This window comes from Undibacterium sp. FW305-107, from assembly GCF_058788535.1.
Window position 1 is genome coordinate 37,553 of sequence record NZ_JBYTAV010000018.1, and the last position, 19,525, is coordinate 57,077.

The following is a 19,525-nucleotide window of genomic DNA, read 5'->3' on the forward strand; positions in this document are numbered from 1 at the left end:
AATTCAAGCGTCGCCCAAAACTGATGTATGTGGCATTACAACTCCAGCCCGATATTCTACTGGATTTTACCAGCATGTGCCTTATTTTTTTAAATACGGGCCCAATACAGGCACGCTAAACACTTAATACCGGCACCAACACCCTATTTATCCCACTTGTCGCCCCTGCCAGCACTCATGTACTGGCAGGAACAAGGCCACAAACTGACTCAGATACTGGTTTTCTTGACCCTGAACCAGGCAGCATACAAAGCTGGCAAGAACAGCAAGGTTAAGGCTGTAGCAATAATCAAGCCGCCCATGATGGCAACCGCCATCGGTCCCCAGAACACAGAACGCGACAAAGGTATCATCGCCAGCACGGCTGCGGCCGCTGTCAGGATGATGGGGCGGAAGCGGCGCACTGCCGATTCCACAATCGCATCCCAGGGTGCAACACCCTCGCCTATATCATGCTCGATCTGGTCAATCAGAATCACCGAGTTACGGATAATCATGCCGAACAAGGCAATCACACCAAGCTGGGCCACGAAGCCAAATGGACGTTGCAGTATCAACAAGGCCATTGCCGCCCCTGCCACGCCCAAAGGTCCGGTCAGGAATACCAGCAAGGATCTGGAGAAACTATGCAATTGCAACATCAGCAATGTGAAGATGATAAAGATCACCAAAGGCACATTCGCTGCAATCGATTCCTGCGCCTTACCACTATCCGCTGCTGCACCTGCCAGTTCTATCTTGTAACCTGGCAAGAGGCTGGCCCTGATCTGATCCAGCTTGGGTGATACCTGGCTAGATACTGTCGGCCCCTGTATGCCATCCACCACGTCAGATTGCACGGTCACAGCCCATTCACGGCCTTCACGCCAGACTACACCGGGCTCCCAGACCAGATTGATACGCGCCACTTGTGACAATGGTACATATTTACCACTGCCTGTCGGCACATTGGCATTACCCAAAGCATCAATGGTAGAACGTTCATCCACAGGTTGACGTACCACGATGTCGATGAGTTTGTTACCGTCGCGGAACTGCCCAACGGTAGAACCTGTAAGGATAGTATTCGCCGCACGCATGACAGATTGCGAAGTAATGCCCAGGGCACGCAACTTATCCTGGTCCAGATCGATACGCACTACTTTGACCGATTCATTCCAGTTATCGTTCACACCAACCGTATTTGGATTGGCGCGCATGACTTCTTTAACGCGGTCAGCAATTTCCCTGACCTTGGTTACTTCCAGACCAGTCACACGGAATTGCACCGGATAAGGAACTGGCGGGCCATTCGGCAGCAGTTTCACACGACCACGCACTTCAGGAAAATCCTTCTTGAAGGCTTCAATAATCTTCAGACGCAATGCCGCACGCGCCTTCAAATCCTTAGGCAAGACCACAATCTGCGACACGTTGGTCTGCGGGAAAATCTGATCCAGCGGCAGATAGAAACGAGGACTACCCGTACCTACATAGCTGGTGACGCTTTCCACACCCTCCTGTTTTTGTATGAAAGCTTCAAATTTCTTGGCTTGCGCCTCTGTCGCCTTGAAGGAAGAACCCTCAGGCAGCCACAATTCCACCATCAATTCAGGACGGCTGGAATCAGGGAAGAATTGCTGCTCAATAAATTTGAACCCGAACACACCCAGCATGAACACACCAAGCGTGATGACGATGGTAGTCTTGCGCCAGGTCACACACCAGTTCACGAGCGCACGGAAACGCGAGTAAAACGGCGTATCGAAAATCTCATGTTCACTGCCACCACCACCACCTGCATGCGGTTTGACCTTCAGCAGCAGATAACCAAGGTATGGCGTAAAAATCACCGCAGCCAGCCATGAAATCAACAAAGCCAGGGCATTCACCGAAAACATCGAGAATGTATATTCACCCGCGGCTGATTTTGCCAGGCCAATGGGCAAGAAACCAGCCGCAGTAATCAAGGTACCTGTCAGCATAGGCATGGCAGTGGAGGTGTAAGCAAAGGTCGCCGCATCAAAACGCGAGAAACCCTCCTCCATCTTCCTGACCATCATTTCTACAGCGATAATCGCATCATCGACCAGCAAACCCAGGGCGATAATCAAGGCACCTAGCGATATCTTGTGTAAATCAATATCCAGTATGCGCATGAACAAGAAGGTAATTGCCAGCACCAAAGGTATCGTCAAACCGACCACCAGACCTGGCCAGATATCCAGACGGAAGGGTTTGGTATGCAAACCCAGGGCCAGGAAGCTGACGGCCAGCACGATGATCACCGCCTCTATCAAGGTGCGGATAAATTCACCCACCGAGGACTTGACCGCATCCGGCTGATTGGTTACCTGCTCAAGAGTGATACCGACTGGCAGCTTGGCCTTGATTTCAGCAACATCTACTTGCAGATGCTTGCCCAATTCAATGATATTGCCGCCCTTTTCCATGGAAATACCCAGGCCGACAACCTCTTTGCCATTGAAGCGCATTTTGTCCTGTGGCGGGTTTTTATATTCGCGCTTGACTGTGGCGAAATCGCCGAGACGGAAAGTCGTGCCGTTGGCGCGCAACTGCAAGTTCTCCAGCTCTTTCACTGTCATCAAAGCGCCGGAAATACGCACCTGCAAATTGTCGGTCGATGTCGTCAATACACCTGTGGCTTCAACACCATTTTGTGAGTTGATTTGCCCTACGATGGCATCAAAAGGCACGCCCAGTTGTGAGAATTTCTTTTGCGAGAATTCAATATTGATTTTCTCGTCCTGCACACCAAACAATTCAACCTTGGATACAGAAGGGATGCGCAAGAATTGCTGACGTACAAAGTCTGCATATTCCTTGACTTCTTCATACTTGAAGCCATCGCCGGACAAGGCGAAGATAGAACCGTAGGTATCACCAAATTCGTCATTAAAGAATGGGCCGAGCACACCAGGCGGCAAAGTGCCACGGATATCCCCTATCTTCTTGCGTACCTGATACCAGGATTGCGCAGTATCTTTGGGTGGCGTCGATTCACGCAATTGCAGGATGATTAAAGTTTCACCCGGCTTGGAATAGCTGCGTATCTTGTCTATGTACGGCGTCTCTTGCAGTTTTTTTTCCAGCTTGTCAGTCACCTGATCAGCCATTTGCAAGGCCGTAGCACCTGGCCAGATAGCCCGTACCACCATGGCGCGGAAAGTAAACGGCGGATCTTCATCCTGTCCCAGCCTGCTGTAGCTGAGTATGCCACCCAGCAAGAGCACAACCATCAGATAGCGCGTCAGCGGAATATGCTCCAGCGCCCATCTGGATAAATTGAAACCACGTGAAGAATCACTCATTTGGTCGCTCCTGCGGCCGCTGCCGCCGGAGCCACATCACTGGCAGCAACCACGGCCTTGGCAGGCGCTGCTGCGGCAGCTGGCACTGTCTCTACACCAAGAATAGTTACTTTTTGACCGTTCTTGAGCAAGTTGGCGCCCGCTGTCACCACCACCTGACCAGGTTTGACACCACCAGCCAGCAAAGCTTCTTCACCAGAAGAGCCGGCAACCTGCACAGGCACCAGCCTGACTACACCAGACTCAACCACCCAGACTGAAGTTGTATTTTTTTCCTGAAACAAGGCAGTCAAAGGTACTTTGATCGCATTATTAGGATTTTTTGCATTAAAACTGACATAAGCCGTCATGCCGAGCTGCACATCCTTATTATCACCACTCAGACTGACCTTGGCAGTGTAAGTGCGCGTCACAGCATCTGCTATCGGCGACAACTCACGCAATTTACCAGGGATGGACTGACCAGGATTAGCCCATAAACGCACGTTCACGTCCGTCATCTGACGAATGGAATTGACTTTATCTTCAGGGATGCCAACCACTACATCCATGGCTCCCATTTGCGCTACACGCACTACTGGTGTACCTGCAGCAACAACCTGACCAACCTCTGCATCAATGCCGGTGACTACACCATCCACATCTGCCACCAGACTGGTGTAAGAAGACTGATTGGACTGGTTTTTATAAGCTGCCAGCGCCTGTTCGTAAGTTGATTGTGCTGACTTGGCCGCGACCTCTTTACCATCCAGCACGGCCGCCGCGACGAAATTCTTGGCGCGCAACTCTTGATAGCGCTTGAGTTCTGCTTTGGCCAGATCACGGTTACTCTCTGCTGCCGACAAGCCAGCCTTGGCCTGGACTTGTGCCAGCGCCAGATCTTGAGGATCGAGCTGCATCAATACCTGGCCACGCTTGACCAAAGTACCAGTATCAACCTTGCGGGCGACGATTTTGCCAGGAACCCGGAAACCCAGACGTGACTCTATGCGTGGGCGCACTTCGCCAGGCAATTCAGCATTGATATCTATATTGCTACTTGCCAGGGTAATAGTTCTGACAGGACGTATATCTTCAGTTTTCTCGGCAGGCTTGGAGCAAGCCAGCAATAGTGTCGCAGAAGCAAGGATGAAGGCGAATGGGGCAGCGCGCCTTCCAGCAAACTGCCTCGCTTGAGGATGGATGGTAGTTTCTGGTGTTAACACAGGAGTTTTCCTTTACTATGCAGGCTTTCTGGGCCGGAACAAAACGGGTAATAATGACGATGCGATTTTATTAATATTTTATATTGACTGCATGCTACTATCAAATAACTGACTTTGCGGTTAGTAATTATAGTTAAGCATCTTGTTTTTGCCAATGACTTTTCGGTCATTAAGACTTTTCATGGAATTTAGTTCAACAAATGTCGGTCAACCACTACGAAAACTTCCCCGTTGCCTCCCTTTTGCTTCCCGCCAGACTCAGGCCCGCAGTAAAAATCATTTATGCATTTGCCCGTAGTGCTGACGATATTGCCGATGAAGGTGATGCCAGTCCCGCGCAAAGACTGGCAGAATTGGCAAAATATGAGCAGGAACTCAATAACATAGAGAAAAATAGTAGCAGCGAATCACAACTATTCAAGGCGCTGGCGAAGGTGATCCAAGAATATGATCTGCCCCTGCAATGCTTTCGGGATTTGCTATCGGCTTTCAAGCAAGACGTGGTGACCACCAGATATGCAGATTTCCCAAGCCTGCTGGACTATTGCGCCCGCTCTGCCAACCCCGTTGGTACATTGATGCTGCATCTGTATGGCGAAGCCAGTCCAGAAAATTTGTGTGACTCAGACGCAATTTGCAGCGCACTGCAATTAATCAATTTTTGGCAAGACGTTGCCATAGACTGGCAAAAGCAAAGGATCTACCTCCCGCTTGATGACCTGAGCAGATTTGGCATAAGTGAACAACAAATCGCCAGCGGCATGCAAAATGATGACTGGCGCAACATGATGCGTTTTCAGGTGGCACGTGCCAGGAATATGATGCTGTCAGGTAGCGGCCTGGCCACGCGCCTGCCCGGCAGATTAGGGTGGGAATTGCGCCTGGTGGTACAGGGCGGACTACGGATACTGGAAAAAATCGAGGCTGTCGATTGTAATGTGTTTCAGCACAGACCCAAGCTGGGCAAGACCGACTGGCTCAAGTTGGCCTGGCGTGCAAAGAATATGTAAAGAGCATGTGATTACAAACCGGTACAAATCAGCATATGTAAATTGCAAACCCATAGCAAACGATTGCTAACATCTCGCTGTATCAAAAAATAGCTGGAACATATAAATCATTCCTGTTTTTGTCCAATAGCAATAGGAGATATACAGGATTGAACTTAAAATCAAACTATCAATCACACCAAACAGCAAGCCCCTTGCATCCATTCAATGAGCCTGGGTCTGCACCGAATTCTGGAATCTGAATGCGAACTTGTATATATCGATGCGCTTTCCTACTATCTCTATTGTCACTGAACGGCTGTACCGTGATTGCGATCGCTGATGCTGCCGTCTCAACAGCAGTGAAAGTCGGCAGCGCCGTAGTCGGAACCGCAGTGGATGTCACACGCGCTGGCGTGCGCGCCGTCACCAGCAGCGATAGTGACGATGATGGCGATGGCAGTAATGACCTTAATAATCACAGCGATAAGCAAGACGACGGCAGCGATTCAAATAGCAATTCCAACAGCAATCACAACAAATAAGCCCCGATTTTGTACGATATCCTACTCAATATCATGCCCACAGCATTGCAAATTGCCAAGCACAGGGAAATACAGGCCGCTGCCAAAACGGTACTGGCGCGCCTGGCTGGCATGATCACTGCGGAAGATACTGAACAAACCATCGCCGACAAAGCATATGCCATGCTGTGCGAGTCTGGCTATTCAGAAACCTGGTACCACCAATGCCCTGCACTGGTCTTGCTCGGCTCACGCAGTTGTGTTTCGATTTCTGGCAGCGATTATCAGCCCGGCAAGGAAGTCGTAGGCAAAGCCAATTTGATTACCGTGGATTTGAGCCCCGTTCATGATGAGTATTGGGGAGATTGTGCCCGCTCCTTCCCGGTAGAAAATGGCAGGGTCACGCAAACCCCACAGTTGCTGGAGTTCCGCAACGGTCTTTGCTTCCAGCAGCATTTGCATGCACAAATGCTGGAAACCGTGACACCAAAAACCACCTTTGGCCAGTTATTTGACTGGGCCAATTTGCGCATACGGCAAAATGGTTTTGTGAATCTGGATTACCGCAATAATGTCGGGCACAGCATAGTCACAGACCGCGACCAGCGCCAGTACATCCACTCAGACAATAAGCAGGAATTAGGCGAAGTCGCCTTTTTCAGTTTTGAACCCTTCATACGCCTGAAAGGTGGTAAATGGGGCTTCAAACATGAAGGCATTTTTTACTTCAATGACCAAGGCAAACTCGAAGAGTTATAAACCTGACAGACACAGTCAAGCTGTTTTTTTGCGGACCAATATAAAAAAGCTGGGCAGATTTTATCTGCCCAGCTTTTTTTGTTTACCCCTGCACTACACAATCAGGTCTTGGCGCAATCCACCACCGCATTTCTTGAGGCACCAGGATTGGCTGCGTCAACAAAACCAGTACCAGCGGTGACCTTACAAGTCTGACCTGTGGGCTGGGTATCAACAGTGATGTTGAATGGCTTGCCAGTCAACCAGCTCCAGTTGAACTGATAATTACCCGGCGCACTGACTGCGAATTTATCTGCGAAGCCATCCACAGTATTGACCATTGTCAGCACGGTACCTGCTGTCAGGCCATTAACAGTAAATTGTACTGGCACAGCTGGCACACAAGAAACCAATGCCGTCAATGAAGCAGCAGGATTGGCATTGTTCACAGTACCGGTACCGTTTGCTACCGTACAGTATTGGGATGTTGGCGGGATACCTACGGTAATCGCAAAAGGCTGACCACTCACGCCATAAGCAGGGAATTGGAAAGCGCCATTGGTAGTGACTGTTGCAGTAGTCAATGCATTATTGACGAGTACGATAGAGCCTGTATCAGCCATGCCTGACAATGTGCCGCCAACAGGGACATTAGGCACACATGTTACGGCAATATTCTTGACTGCTGACTCGCTGGACATTTTTCCTGTGCCATTGGCAACCGTACAGTTCACAGAATTTGGCTGCGTCAGCACGCTGATGGAGTAAGTGCCATTACTGGCCACATTGAATGAGAAAGAACCATCCGCGGTCAAAGTCTGGGTGTAATTGGCTTCGTTACGCAAGACCAGAACATCACCGGTACCCAAACCGGTGACAGTGCCGCCAACTGTTGTATATACAAAGCCACCACATCCGGCGAGGACTATGCCCACACCAGCTACTAATGCTGCAAATTTCGATTTATTCAAGATATTCGTCCGAATGAGTAATTATTTCAAAAGCCGCACCGATTTTTCATGGTGCTCTATCGCTCTATAATGCGCCGCCTATTATACGTTTAGTCCTGCTGAAGAAGGCAGTTCTTCGTTTTCATTACAATATGTTACGATAAAACGGCGCTATCCTGACATCAAAATACACTTCTTATACAAAGCTGGTGAGCTTGCCAAGCCAGTAGAAAATTGACTGCAGACCGAATACTCCCTACTTCATTAATAATAAATTCACATTTCTACTGTAAACTAAGGAAAAGTCCTCCGTCACAGCGACAATGTGGCGCAAGAGATTTGTGAGCTTTGCCACAGTTTGTTAACATAGCTACTTTTTTGGCTTTAGCAGCCGCCACTTATTACTCATTCAGCATGTCTCCAGACGAATATTGCCAGCAAAAAGCTGCACAAAGTGGCTCCAGTTTTTACTATAGTTTCTTGTTCTTGCCCCAGGCCAGAAGGCGGGCAATTACCGCCCTGTATGCATTTTGCCGTGAAGTTGATGATGTCGTCGATGAAAGCACCGACGATATGGTGGCGCGCAGCAAGCTGGGCTGGTGGCGCAAGGAAGTCCAGGCCATGCTGGCAAATCAACCCACGCACCCGGTAACCAAGGCTCTGCTGCCCCATATGGCGGAATACCAGCTTGATGGCGCACACCTGCTGGCGATTATCGATGGCATGGAAATGGACTTGAACCAGACCCGCTATCTCGATTTCAACGCGCTGCAAAAATATTGCTGGCATGTCGCTGGCGTCGTCGGCATTTTGTCGGCCAGTATTTTTGGCATCACCAATCCGCAAACCCGCGAGTTTGCGGAAAAGCTGGGCCTGGCTTTCCAGATGACCAATATCATCCGCGACGTGGGTGAGGATGCACGCAAAGGCAGGATCTACCTGCCCGTCAATGAATTGCAGCAGTTTAATGTCACTGCAGCAGATATTCTGAATGCGCGCCATAGCACGCAATTTGAAACCCTGATGCAATTCCAGTATGAGCGCGCGCAAAAACTGTATGAAGAAGCCTTTGCCCTGCTGCCACGGGAAGACCGCAAATCACAAAGAACCGGCCTCATCATGGCAGCAATTTATCGCGCCCTGCTGGTGGAAATCCAGCGTGACGGCTTCCATGTACTGAATCAGCGCATTTCGCTGACACCAATACGCAAACTCTGGCTGGCCTGGAAAACCTACGTCCGTGGCTAAAAAAGATGCGCTGAAAAACAAGTCTGTCGCCATCATTGGCACTGGCTGGGCTGGTTGCGCGGCTGCCTGTGAACTGGCACAACAAGGCGCCACTGTCACATTATTCGAGTCCAGCCGCAATCTGGGTGGGCGTGCGCGTGGCGTCACCGTGCATGGGCAAGAACTGGACAATGGCCAGCATATTCTGCTGGGTGCCTACACCCAGAGTCTGCGTCTTATGCGACTGGTTGGTGTAGATACCGGGACGGCACTTTTGAACTTGCCACTGCAAATGGTCTATCCGGCGCTGGAAGACGGCATGTCATTCATTGCCCCACGCTTGCCTGCCCCGCTGCACTTATTGCTGGCGCTGATCAAATCCAGTGGTCTCAGCTTCGCTGACAAAATGGCGCTGGCCAGGTTTTCGTCTACCGCACGCTGGATGGACTGGCGCTTGAATGAAGATTGCAGCGTCATAGAATTACTGGATCGCTTTGATCAGACACCCCGGTTATGCCGTTTGATGTGGATACCGCTTTGCATTGCTGCCCTGAATACGCCGCCAGAACGTGCCTCGGCCCAGGTATTTTTAAATGTGCTGCGGGATAGCCTTGGGGCGAAACGTGCCGCTTCTGACATGCTGATACCGCGGCTGGATCTGAGTAGTATCCTCCCCAAAAAAGCGGCTGACTACGTACGCGCTCACCGCGGGCAAGTTTTGCCTGCACATACCGCGACAGGCCTTTTGCAAAACGAAGATGGCAAATGGCAAATCGAACTGAAGCAAGCTGAAGTACAATTGCACCCCTATGATGCAGTCATACTTGCCTGCGATTTCGCCAATGCAGACAGGTTACTGTCAACCTTGCCAGCCAAAGACCAGACAATCCCCTTGCCTGCAATGAGTTACGAGCCCATCACTACCTGTTATCTGCAATATGCACCGAACGTGAAGCTGCCACGCCCCATGCTGGCCCTGCTTGACGATGCGGGTCAGAAAAAATGGGGTCAATATGTATTTGACCGTGGTCAGTTGCAACCAGACCAGGCTGGCTTGCTGGCGGTGGTTGTGAGTGTCTCGCAAGCTGCCACGGAAATCGACCGGCATGAGCTGGCGATGGATATCGCCGCACAACTGACACAAAGCCTGGGCATGCCAGAATTGGCGCAGCCGATATGGCATCAATGCATATCAGAAAAGCGTGCCACCTTCAGTTGCACACCCGGCCTGGACAGGCCAGATAATCATACTGCTTACGCTGGTCTGTACCTGGCAGGCGACTACACCAAAGGCGATTACCCTGCCACACTGGAAGGCGCAGTACGCAGCGGCATCGCGGCCAGCCAGGCTATCGTCAAAGACTTGAAGGCAGCAAAAATCTAATCCTGAATTTCGCTATCCACATCGCGGATTCTGGATAAGGCTTCTTCTATCCTGTCCACACCGATGATGGTCAGGCCTTCGATTTTTTGTTTGGGCGCATTTGATTTCGGGATCATGGCAATGGAAAAGCCCAGCTTGGCGGCTTCACGCAAGCGCTCCTGCCCACGTGGTGCCGGACGTATCTCGCCCGCCAACCCAACCTCACCAAACACCACCAGACCGCGCGGCAGGGGTTTATTGCGCATCGAAGAGTTAATCGCCAGCAGCACGGCCAGATCGGCCGCAGGCTCGGCAATTTTGACGCCACCCACGGCGTTGATAAACACGTCCTGATCGAACGCCGCCACGCCTGCATGTCTGTGCAATACTGCCAGCAACATAGCCAGACGGTTTTGCTCCAAACCGACGGACAGGCGGCGCGCATTAGGAGCATGCGAACTATCAACCAGTGCCTGTATCTCTACCAGCAAGGGCCGCGTCCCCTCTTGCGTAACCATCACGCAAGAGCCAGCCACCTGGGCATCGTGCTGGGACAGGAACAAAGCCGAAGGATTGGAGACACCTTTCAAACCTTTTTCAGTCATCGCAAACACACCCAGTTCATTGACTGCACCAAAACGGTTTTTAATCGCCCGCACCAGACGGAAACTGGAATGGGTATCGCCCTCAAAATACAAGACCGTATCGACGATATGCTCAAGTACGCGCGGACCGGCCAGTGCACCTTCTTTGGTGACATGACCAACCAGTATCATGGTGATATCCATGGTCTTGGCGACGCGGGTTAACTGGGCGGCGCACTCACGCACCTGAGCGACTGAACCTGGTGCTGAACTCAGTGCGTCAGAATACATGGTCTGAATAGAATCAATGACCACAACCTGGGGCTTATGCTCAGCCAGAGTATTGAGGATTTTTTCCAGTTGTATCTCGGCCTGCAATTGCAAGTCTTTGGCATCCAGTGATAAACGCTTGGCACGCAAGGCGATTTGTGCTCCGGATTCTTCACCACTGACATACAAGACTTTTTTTATGCGTGCCAGGTTGGCCAATGCCTGCAACAACAAGGTCGACTTACCAATACCCGGGTCACCACCTATCAGCACTACGCCGCCGGCTACCAGCCCGCCACCCAGCACGCGGTCAAATTCATCGATGCCAGTACCAAAACGCGGCACATCCAGCGCCTCAATTTCAGCCAGATTCAACACAGGCGCGGATTGTGCCAAGCCCTGGGGTTTGGCGCTAAAACGGTTGCCGACTGATTCGACGATGGTTTCGACGAGAGTATTCCATTGCCCGCAAGCCGGGCACTGCCCAGCCCATTTATTAACAATACCACCACATTCAGTGCAGGTAAAATTGGTTTTCGCTTTTGCCATCTTCAGACCTGAGGAAATTTTAAGAGGCATGCGCAGTATAAAAATAGCGCAAACTGCAAGCATACCAGCCAGAAAAACACTGATATTTTAACCAGTATTCAGCAATTAGCTTGCCTTATTTCACTAATTCCGCACAATTTTCATGGTATAAAGCTGCCAGAGACATTTTGTAGCAGGTATACATAGAGCATGAATAAAGCATGAAGAGCGGTTTTTATACGATCATGGCGGCGCAGTTTTTTTCTTCGCTGGCCGACAATGCCTTACTGATAGCCGCGATGGCACTGTTGACGTCCATGCAATCTCCCGATTGGATGCCACCGCTATTGAAGTTGTTTTTTGTATTGTCCTATGTCTTGCTGGCCCCTTTTGTTGGTGCCTTTGCTGACTCCCTGCCCAAGGGCAAAGTCATGCTCATCACGAATATGATTAAAGTCGGTGGCTGTGCCCTGATGTTTTTTCATGTGCACCCCTTGATCGCCTATGCTGTTGTCGGCTTTGGTGCTGCTGCATACTCACCTGCCAAATATGGCATCCTTACGGAATTACTACCTCCAGAAAAACTGGTCGCAGCAAATGGCTGGATAGAAGGCCTGACTGTCTCTTCCATTATCTTTGGCACGGTACTTGGTGGCGCACTGGTGAATACCAAAGTATCTACAGCTTTGATCAATTTTGATTTCCCGCTGATCGACTTCAATATCACTACCCCATCTGAAGCAGCACTTTGTGTGGTCACAGCCTGTTATGCGGCGGCGGCGCTATTCAATATGCGCATTCCGGATACTGGTGCACGTTACAAGCATCAGCAACGCAATCCAGCCAAACTGGTAACAGAATTTGCTGAGTGCGTGACCATCCTGTGGAAAGATAAACTGGGTCAAATTACCCTCGGTGTGACCACCCTGCTATGGGGCACTGCGGCAACCCTGCAATTTATCGTCTTGAAATGGGCTGAAAAATCCCTGCATATGACGCTGGACAAGGCCGCCATCCTGCAAGGTGTAGTTGCCATAGGGGTGGCACTGGGTGCAGTAGCTGCAGCCCGCTTCGTGCCATTGAAAAAATCCCTGAATGTCATGCCCATGGGCGTTGCCATGGGCCTGGTAGTCATCACCATGATTTTTGTGCACTCCATCTGGATCGCCTACCCATTGCTAATACTGGTTGGTGCACTGGCTGGCTTTTTTGTGGTTCCCATGAATGCCTTGTTACAGCATCGTGGTCACGTATTGATGAGTGCCGGGCATTCCATTTCTGTTCAGAATTTCAATGAAAACCTGTCAGTCCTGACCATGCTTGCGCTTTACACTCTGCTCAACTCCATGAAGATAGATATCATGGTCATCATCGTATTGTTTGGTTTGTTTGTGTCCAGCACCATCTATGGCGTGATGCGCAAACATGCGGCCAATCAGCGTGAACACGACTCACTGGCACTGATAGGCGAGCACAAGCATTAATCCAATAGAGTGCGAAGAGAGTGCGCCTGATGAGGCGCATATCAAGAAGCCAAGAGGCGCGTGCCAGCGATTATAGTGCGCGCTTCAGTTTGACGGCGTCAGCCTCTTCAAACCAGTCATCGGGCACCACCATGCCCCTGCGATATTCCTGCATCACTTCCAGGCCATCCTGACCTTCCTGCATCAGTGCCAGCATGAGCGGTGTATGGGCATTGGTAAAATAGGTGTGCATGCTATTCAGGACAGTATCCTTATCCAGCGCCATCCCCTTGCCGACCTGAGCTGGTGCCAGCCAGTCCAGCCTGTCCAATAGCAAAGCACATTCGAAATCCAGTGCCTGCACTTCTGCTTGCGTCCATATCGCACCGCGGTAATGATCTGTTGCCAGACCAGCCATATGGCCATAATCAGCAATGAAGGAATCAACTATTTTTTCATCGCGATAAAACAACCAGCCCAAAACCAGTGCCTGCGCACTGTGCACAGCTTGCGGTAAAACTTGTTGTGCCAACGGATGCCGTGCTAATAGCAATTGTTGCCCTAATATCTTGTGCAGTTTGGCACCAAGACTATCAGCCAGATTGGGGCCTAGATATGCATATAAATCCGGAGAGCTAGTCGCATCTGCATGATATAAATAGAATTTTGTCGCCAGTTCCAGATGCTGCAATCCGGTATTGGTCTGCAACAGGAAATCAAACTCGCCTATAGTGCCCGCGCCTTTGTCATGCACTTGCAGACCATGCGTATGCAACAAGCCATGGGCATTCAAATAGAATTCATAAAGCCGTTCAGCATACAGACCCAAGCGGCGCGACGGATGGCGCCGCAAAAGATCAAGCAAGGGTTCAGGATTGCTGTCAAGTTCAGCCAGCCATTGCGGCAAAGCTTGCATATCTGTGTATGCTGCGGTCGCCAGTGTACCTTGCCAGAGAGCGTCGTGCCCATCCAGCAAACCCGGCGCAGTCAGCATCCAGGCCAATGCCCGTACATGAGGATGATGGAGATGCTGCCACTGGCGATGAAATGCAGCTTGCGCGCTCCCCATATGCTTCAACTTGCCGGAAGCGCTTTAATGGCCAGGCACAAATCTGCCCAGGCTTTGGCTTTGTCTGCAGGCTTGCGCAAAAGATAGGCCGGATGATAAGTTGCCACTACAGGTATGCCCTTGAATTGCTGCACCTTGCCGCGCAATTGCCCGACAGGTGTTTCCAGATCCAGGCCCAATAAGGATACTGCAGCAGTTTTTCCCAGAGCGACAATAATTTGCGGTTTGATCAAGTCTATCTGTCTGTGCAGATATGGCAGGCAAGCAGCAATTTCATCCGCAGTCGGCGGCCTGTCCTTGCCTTGTGCGTCAGTTGGACGGCACTTGACAATATTGGCAATATAGCTTTGCTCCCCACGTGGCACACCAAGTGACTTGAGCATATTGTCAAGCAACTGTCCGGCTGCCCCCACAAACGGCAAGCCTTGCAGGTTCTCGTTATAGCCAGGCCCCTCGCCAACAAACAGCCATTTAGCCTGTTTGTCACCAGTGCCAAATACAGCTTTTTTCCTGCCATGACATAAACCGCACTGACGGCAACTTTCTACCACGGGTTGCAATTCATCCCAGGACATGGAGGCAATTGCAGGTTCACGGCTGATTTGCTGCACCTCGTTTGCAGGCATATCAACTGGGATTTCGTTCGCCAACCAGGCATCTGGCTCAGGCACACGCTCAACAACTGGCGCTACTGGCTGCACTTGCGGCAAGTTTTTTGTTTGCTCAATTTCAGGCTCTGACCAGGCTGAATTCACCGGAGAGACTGCACTTGTCATCGTCTGCGGTGGAACAGGGACAGGTTCAGGAGTGGGCTCAGCCTGTGCTTCTGCTACTGCCACAGGCATAGCAGGTTCTGCGGCCCGCAATAACCACATCGGGCCCAAACCCAGTTCATGCAAGGCTCTTTGCCGGTTGTGAGTATCAAACGTCTGCATCAACATATCTCCGCATCACTATTGCATCTTCGCGCTGATTATCATGCGCCGGATAATACCCTTTACGCACACCGATCGCTGCAAATCCCGCTCCTTCATATACAGAAATGGCACGTGTATTGCTGCGTCTTACCTCCAGCAAAATCGAGGCATGAGCATGTTCAGTGGTGTAGGCGAATAATTTGTCCATCAATAATTTTGCGTAGCCCTGTCCCTGACATGGCAGGTCCACTGCGAAATTAAGCAGATGCAATTCATCCAGTATCGGCATGACGACAAAGTAGGCAAACAAATCCAGTTCTGTATTTCTGAAACCAAAAGCTTCATAGCCACTGGAAAGAGAATCAGTAAAGTTCCCACGTGACCAGGGATGGGTATACACCCGCTCTTCTATGCTGAGCATGCGGTCTACATCTGCAAATCCCAGCTTGCAATAATGCGGTATGATCAATTTTAAATCCATAGCCAATTCCATTACGTTGGCGCTTTGGCAGTCTGGAGTTTGACTTGCTCGCGCTCAGCAGTAGTGAGGGCAATCTTATTGCGCAGATACAAAGGCTGCGCCTGATCTGCCGGCAGGCTATGACCAGCAACAAAATCCAGTCGCCCCAGTATGCCAACTTGTCTTGCATGGGGCATGCATAGAAGACTTGGATATCGCGCCTGCTCCAGCTCTGGCAAGACCACACCATTACCCAGTACCAGATGTGGATTTTCCAACGTAATGGCAGCCAATGCTGACGCCAATCCTGTCAAGGCAGGTGCACTTACCTCTACCCAGCCCGCATCATCAAAACGATATTGCGCCCAATACACTTCATTCATGCGTGCATCAAGTATGCAGAAAAATTCATTTGCTGCAACTTGCTCACGCGCGGCTTCAGCCATGGCTAGCAAGCTCACCACTGGCACGACTGGCAGGTCAGCACCATAGGCCAGTCCCTGTACGATGCCGCAAGCTGTACGTATGCCGGTAAAAGCACCGGGGCCACAGCCAAAGGCAATCGCATCACAATCCTGCAAGCGCACACCGGCCTCTACAAGAAGTGCTTGTATGGCAGGCAAAATACCCTGGGAATGTGTTTGTACGCCGCTGAGTTCGCGGATGAATATGCCGCTATCAGTCAATATGGCTGTGGTAGCGAGTTCAGTTGAGGTTTCAATTGCTAAAATTCTGGTCATGTGCGTATTTTACCGTGTTCCATCGATTTCACGGCTGGCTCTTTCTCTTTGCAATACCTCGCACCTTAGCCACGCCTTAAATCATCACTTCGTTTAAAATTGCATGATGAACTCGACAATGAATACCGAAGACATTTCCTCAGTAAAGGCTGAACTGGCAAATAAAGACTGGCTAGTCGCCTGCCTGTGTGCTGCCTGGTGCGACACCTGCAATTTCTACAAACCATCCTTTGATGAACTGATGAGCAAGCATCCGGACAAATGCTTTGCCTGGATAGATATAGAAGATCAGGCGCATCTGGTGGATGAAGTGGATATAGAAAACTTCCCCACCATCCTGATACAGCATCGCGATCAGGTGATTTTCCTGGGCACGGTCTTGCCGGATGCAGCACAACTGCAGCGCCTGATTCAGTCCATGACAGAAGAAATACCAGACCAGCAAGTCAAGCGCAGCGCCCTCAACCAGGCAGCCCCTGAGGGCTGGAATATACGCGAACTGATACTCGCGAGCTAACAAAGCATCAATCATCTGCAGCAATGTTGCAGATCAAGACTAAATATTTCTATCGTTAGTTTCGCTCACCAAAAAGACAAAAGGGACTAGATTTGCATCTAGTCCCTTGAATCTGGTGCGGCTGGCAGGAATCGAACCCACGACCCCTTGGTTCGTAGCCAAGTACTCTATCCAGCTGAGCTACAGCCGCGAAAAACAAGATTATAGCGACATTCAGGCAAAATGAAAAGCCCCAGGGCTTAGATTATTTTAAATTTGAATAAAATCAACGCTCTTAACCCAGTTTTCCCTCTAAATTTGAATCCAATGGCACAAACTGAAAAAAGTATTTCACAGAACTATTCAGCAAGATGCTGCGAGAAGACCGCACTTCTGTCTGAGTCTGCATTAAATCGGGCACTAAAACGCTGTTAAAACAGTTTTACCCAAACCCAAAAAGACAAAAGGGACTAGATTTGCATCTAGTCCCTTGAATCTGGTGCGGCTGGCAGGAATCGAACCCACGACCCCTTGGTTCGTAGCCAAGTACTCTATCCAGCTGAGCTACAGCCGCGAAAGACCGAGAGTATAGCACAGGCATTTTGATTTGATAAGCGCCTGCGCCAAGTTTTTAGATTTCCACTTGTGACCCCACCTCTATGACCCGGTTGCTGGGTATCTGGTAAAAGTCCGCCGCATCGCGGGCAATACGGGACATGGCCACAAAAATGCTCTCACGCCAGGCGGCCATGCCGCTACCAGGACTGGAGATGATGGTCTGGCGAGATATAAAGTATGAAGTCTCCAAAGGCTCAAACGTCAGGCCATACGGAGCGCACAGCGCCAGAGCATTCGGAATATCTGGTTCATTCTTGAAGCCATAATAGACATCAATCTGAAAACAGGCATTACCCAGATCGACGACCTTGATTCTTTCAGAGAAAGGTACCCAGGGTATATCGCGATTATGCAGAGTCAGGAAAATCACGCGCTCATGCAGAATCTTGTTATGTGAAAGATTATGCAACAGCGCATGTGGCACGCCATCAGCCTCGCCGCGCAGGAAGACTGCAGTACCGGCAACCCGTCCTGGTGGGGAGACGAACAGCGACTCAAGGAAATCTTCCAGTGGAATTGCATGTCTTTTCAGGTTATCGAACACCAGCTCACGGCCACGTTTCCAGGTCAGCATGACGGTAAAGATCACCAGACCCAGCAAGATAGGGAAATAACCGCCGTGGAAGAACTTCAATGCATTCGCCGAGAACAGGGAAATATCTATCGTCAGAAAGAAACCCGTCGCCAGGATACAGAGATAAAGATTGTATTTCCAGCCATAACGAATGACGAAGAAGGTCAACAGCGAGGTCACCAGCATGGTGCCAGTATTGGCAATGCCATAAGCTGAAGCCAGGTTCGAAGAAGAACCAAATCCTACGACTGCGCCCACGACGACCGCAAGCTGCATCCAGTTAACCACGGGGATGTAGATCTGGCCGATTTCTTTGGATGAAGTATGAACAATCTCCATCCGTGGCAAGAATCCAAGAGAAATCGCCTGCTTGGTCATGGAGAACGTGCCGGATATAGTCGATTGCGAGGCAATCACTGCAGCAACAGTAGACAAGATCACCAGCGGGTAAATACTCCAGGCCCCCAGTTGATTATAAAACGGGTTTTCTACAGCGGCAGGATTCATGACCAGCAAAGCGCCCTGCCCCAGATAATTCAAAGTCAGTGACGGGAAGACGATAAAGAACCAGGCTGAACGTATGGGTTTGGAACCGAAATGCCCCATGTCGGCATACAAGGCTTCAGAACCAGTAAAGGCCAGTACAACTGCACCGAGTGCGATAAAGGCAATCCAGCGATGTTCATTCAAAAACACCAGAGCGTGCCAGGGATTGAATGCACCCAAGATGGCGGGCAGGCGCAGGATGTTGTACAGCCCCATGATCGCCAGCACACTGAACCACAATATCATGATGGGGCCAAATAATTTACCTATACCGGCAGTGCCCTTGCTTTGTACCGCATACAGACAAATCAGTACGATCAGGGTAATCGGCACAACCACAGGCTTGAAGCTGGGCGTTGCCACCTCTATACCCTCCATTGCCGACAAGACCGACATGGCCGGGGTAATCACGCCATCACCATAAAACAGCGATGCGCCAAACAAACCAAGCACGGTCAACGGGAAATACAGACGGGAATTTTTGCTGACAGACTCCAGTGCGAGTGCAGTCAAGGCCATGATACCGCCTTCGCCACGATTGTCCGCTCTGAGAACCAGGGTAACGTACTTGAGGGAAACGATGATGATGAGTCCCCAGACTATTAATGAGACGATACCGAAAATATTCGCCTCATTCAGGGGAAGACCATGCTCTTTTGAAAACACCTCTTTCATCGTATAAAGAGGACTAGTACCTATATCGCCATAGACGATGCCGACAGCAGCCAGGGTCAAGCCTGCAAGGCTGCTTTTAGTATGTTGATTAGCCAATTGTGTACCTTGTTATTATTGGTGCATTGCACAATAGGTGAATTCGACCGGATTTTCAAGTAAGTGCAACAAAAAAAGGATGCTTGACAAGGATCAAATTCAAGCGACTGCTTTTTCTAAAATTCCAAATTTGTGCATGCTGTTTTCTGCAATTCTGATTATTTTATAAATTCAATACTGAA

At 50.2% G+C, this 19,525-nt stretch carries 16 protein-coding genes and 2 tRNA genes; 7 read left to right on the top strand and 11 right to left on the bottom strand.

Features of this window, described 5'->3' with window-relative positions; genetic code table 11:
* Nucleotides 1–209: 209 nt before the first annotated feature.
* Together AC3WQT_RS27450 and AC3WQT_RS27455 are read right to left on the bottom strand one after the other, a co-directional pair.
* Nucleotides 210–3,311: an efflux RND transporter permease subunit gene (locus AC3WQT_RS27450; protein ID WP_492708976.1), complete on the bottom strand. Its 3,102-nt coding sequence runs from the start codon at nt 3,309–3,311 to the stop codon at nt 210–212.
* Complete coding sequence (locus tag AC3WQT_RS27455) at nt 3,308–4,516, bottom strand: efflux RND transporter periplasmic adaptor subunit (RefSeq protein WP_492708978.1); 1,209 nt, start codon at nt 4,514–4,516, stop codon at nt 3,308–3,310. Before AC3WQT_RS27455 ends, AC3WQT_RS27450 begins: the two co-directional genes overlap by 4 nt.
* Nucleotides 4,517–4,716: 200 nt before the next feature.
* Between AC3WQT_RS27455 and hpnC the strand changes: the two genes are divergently transcribed.
* The 3 genes from hpnC to AC3WQT_RS27470 all read left to right on the top strand — a co-directional run bounded on the left by hpnC (nt 4,717) and on the right by AC3WQT_RS27470 (nt 6,788).
* Complete coding sequence (gene hpnC / locus AC3WQT_RS27460) at nt 4,717–5,526, top strand: squalene synthase HpnC (protein ID WP_492708980.1); 810 nt, start codon at nt 4,717–4,719, stop codon at nt 5,524–5,526.
* Nucleotides 5,527–5,831: 305 nt separating this feature from the next.
* Nucleotides 5,832–6,050, top strand: a complete 219-nt coding sequence (locus AC3WQT_RS27465) for a hypothetical protein (RefSeq protein WP_492708982.1) — start codon at nt 5,832–5,834, stop codon at nt 6,048–6,050.
* Nucleotides 6,051–6,083: 33 nt separating this feature from the next.
* On the top strand, nt 6,084–6,788 hold the full coding sequence (locus AC3WQT_RS27470) for a M24 family metallopeptidase (RefSeq protein WP_492708984.1): 705 nt from the start codon (nt 6,084–6,086) through the stop codon (nt 6,786–6,788).
* Between the two features lie 101 nt (nt 6,789–6,889).
* Here the strand turns inward: AC3WQT_RS27470 and AC3WQT_RS27475 are convergent, their stop codons facing one another.
* Nucleotides 6,890–7,738 carry a hypothetical protein gene (locus tag AC3WQT_RS27475; RefSeq protein WP_492708986.1) on the bottom strand — a complete coding sequence of 283 codons (849 nt, stop codon included), beginning with the start codon at nt 7,736–7,738 and terminating at the stop codon, nt 6,890–6,892.
* Nucleotides 7,739–8,131: 393 nt separating this feature from the next.
* Between AC3WQT_RS27475 and hpnD the strand changes: the two genes are divergently transcribed.
* Both hpnD and hpnE read left to right on the top strand, forming a co-directional pair.
* Nucleotides 8,132–8,965 (top strand): presqualene diphosphate synthase HpnD, encoded by an 834-nt coding sequence (hpnD, locus tag AC3WQT_RS27480; protein ID WP_492708988.1) that lies wholly within the window; start codon nt 8,132–8,134, stop codon nt 8,963–8,965.
* Complete coding sequence (gene hpnE, locus AC3WQT_RS27485; protein WP_492708989.1) at nt 8,958–10,328, top strand: hydroxysqualene dehydroxylase HpnE; 1,371 nt, start codon at nt 8,958–8,960, stop codon at nt 10,326–10,328. The genes hpnD and hpnE overlap by 8 nt, the downstream gene beginning before the upstream one ends.
* On the opposite strand, the gene radA is transcribed toward hpnE, so the two are convergent.
* Nucleotides 10,325–11,710 (bottom strand): DNA repair protein RadA, encoded by a 1,386-nt coding sequence (gene radA, locus AC3WQT_RS27490; protein ID WP_492708991.1) that lies wholly within the window; start codon nt 11,708–11,710, stop codon nt 10,325–10,327. The two genes, hpnE and radA, sit on opposite strands and share 4 nt — an antisense overlap.
* Nucleotides 11,711–11,910: 200 nt before the next feature.
* On the opposite strand from radA, the gene lplT reads away from it, so the two are divergent.
* Nucleotides 11,911–13,173, top strand: a complete 1,263-nt coding sequence (lplT, locus tag AC3WQT_RS27495; RefSeq protein ID WP_492708993.1) for a lysophospholipid transporter LplT — start codon at nt 11,911–11,913, stop codon at nt 13,171–13,173.
* Nucleotides 13,174–13,243: 70 nt separating this feature from the next.
* Here the strand turns inward: lplT and AC3WQT_RS27500 are convergent, their stop codons facing one another.
* Genes AC3WQT_RS27500 through tsaB form a run of 4 tightly spaced genes read right to left on the bottom strand, consistent with a single transcriptional unit; the run spans nt 13,244 to nt 16,338 of the window.
* Nucleotides 13,244–14,221 (bottom strand): DUF1853 family protein, encoded by a 978-nt coding sequence (locus AC3WQT_RS27500; protein WP_492708995.1) that lies wholly within the window; start codon nt 14,219–14,221, stop codon nt 13,244–13,246.
* Nucleotides 14,222–14,226: 5 nt separating this feature from the next.
* Nucleotides 14,227–15,156: a uracil-DNA glycosylase gene (locus AC3WQT_RS27505; protein ID WP_492708997.1), complete on the bottom strand. Its 930-nt coding sequence runs from the start codon at nt 15,154–15,156 to the stop codon at nt 14,227–14,229.
* Entirely contained in the window at nt 15,143–15,619 is a 477-nt protein-coding gene (rimI, locus tag AC3WQT_RS27510) for a ribosomal protein S18-alanine N-acetyltransferase (RefSeq protein WP_492708999.1), read from the bottom strand. The genes AC3WQT_RS27505 and rimI overlap by 14 nt, the downstream gene beginning before the upstream one ends.
* 11 nt (nt 15,620–15,630) lie before the next feature.
* Nucleotides 15,631–16,338, bottom strand: a complete 708-nt coding sequence (tsaB, locus tag AC3WQT_RS27515) for a tRNA (adenosine(37)-N6)-threonylcarbamoyltransferase complex dimerization subunit type 1 TsaB (RefSeq protein ID WP_492709001.1) — start codon at nt 16,336–16,338, stop codon at nt 15,631–15,633.
* Nucleotides 16,339–16,441: 103 nt separating this feature from the next.
* Between tsaB and AC3WQT_RS27520 the strand changes: the two genes are divergently transcribed.
* Nucleotides 16,442–16,855, top strand: a complete 414-nt coding sequence (locus tag AC3WQT_RS27520) for a thioredoxin family protein (RefSeq protein WP_492709003.1) — start codon at nt 16,442–16,444, stop codon at nt 16,853–16,855.
* 113 nt (nt 16,856–16,968) lie between these two features.
* Here AC3WQT_RS27520 and AC3WQT_RS27525 read toward each other — a convergent pair.
* From AC3WQT_RS27525 to AC3WQT_RS27535, 3 genes are all read right to left on the bottom strand, one after another.
* A tRNA-Arg gene (locus AC3WQT_RS27525) sits at nt 16,969–17,045 on the bottom strand.
* 286 nt (nt 17,046–17,331) lie between these two features.
* A tRNA-Arg gene (locus tag AC3WQT_RS27530) sits at nt 17,332–17,408 on the bottom strand.
* Nucleotides 17,409–17,465: 57 nt separating this feature from the next.
* Nucleotides 17,466–19,343, bottom strand: a complete 1,878-nt coding sequence (locus AC3WQT_RS27535) for a potassium transporter Kup (RefSeq protein ID WP_492709005.1) — start codon at nt 19,341–19,343, stop codon at nt 17,466–17,468.
* Nucleotides 19,344–19,525 lie beyond the last annotated feature (182 nt).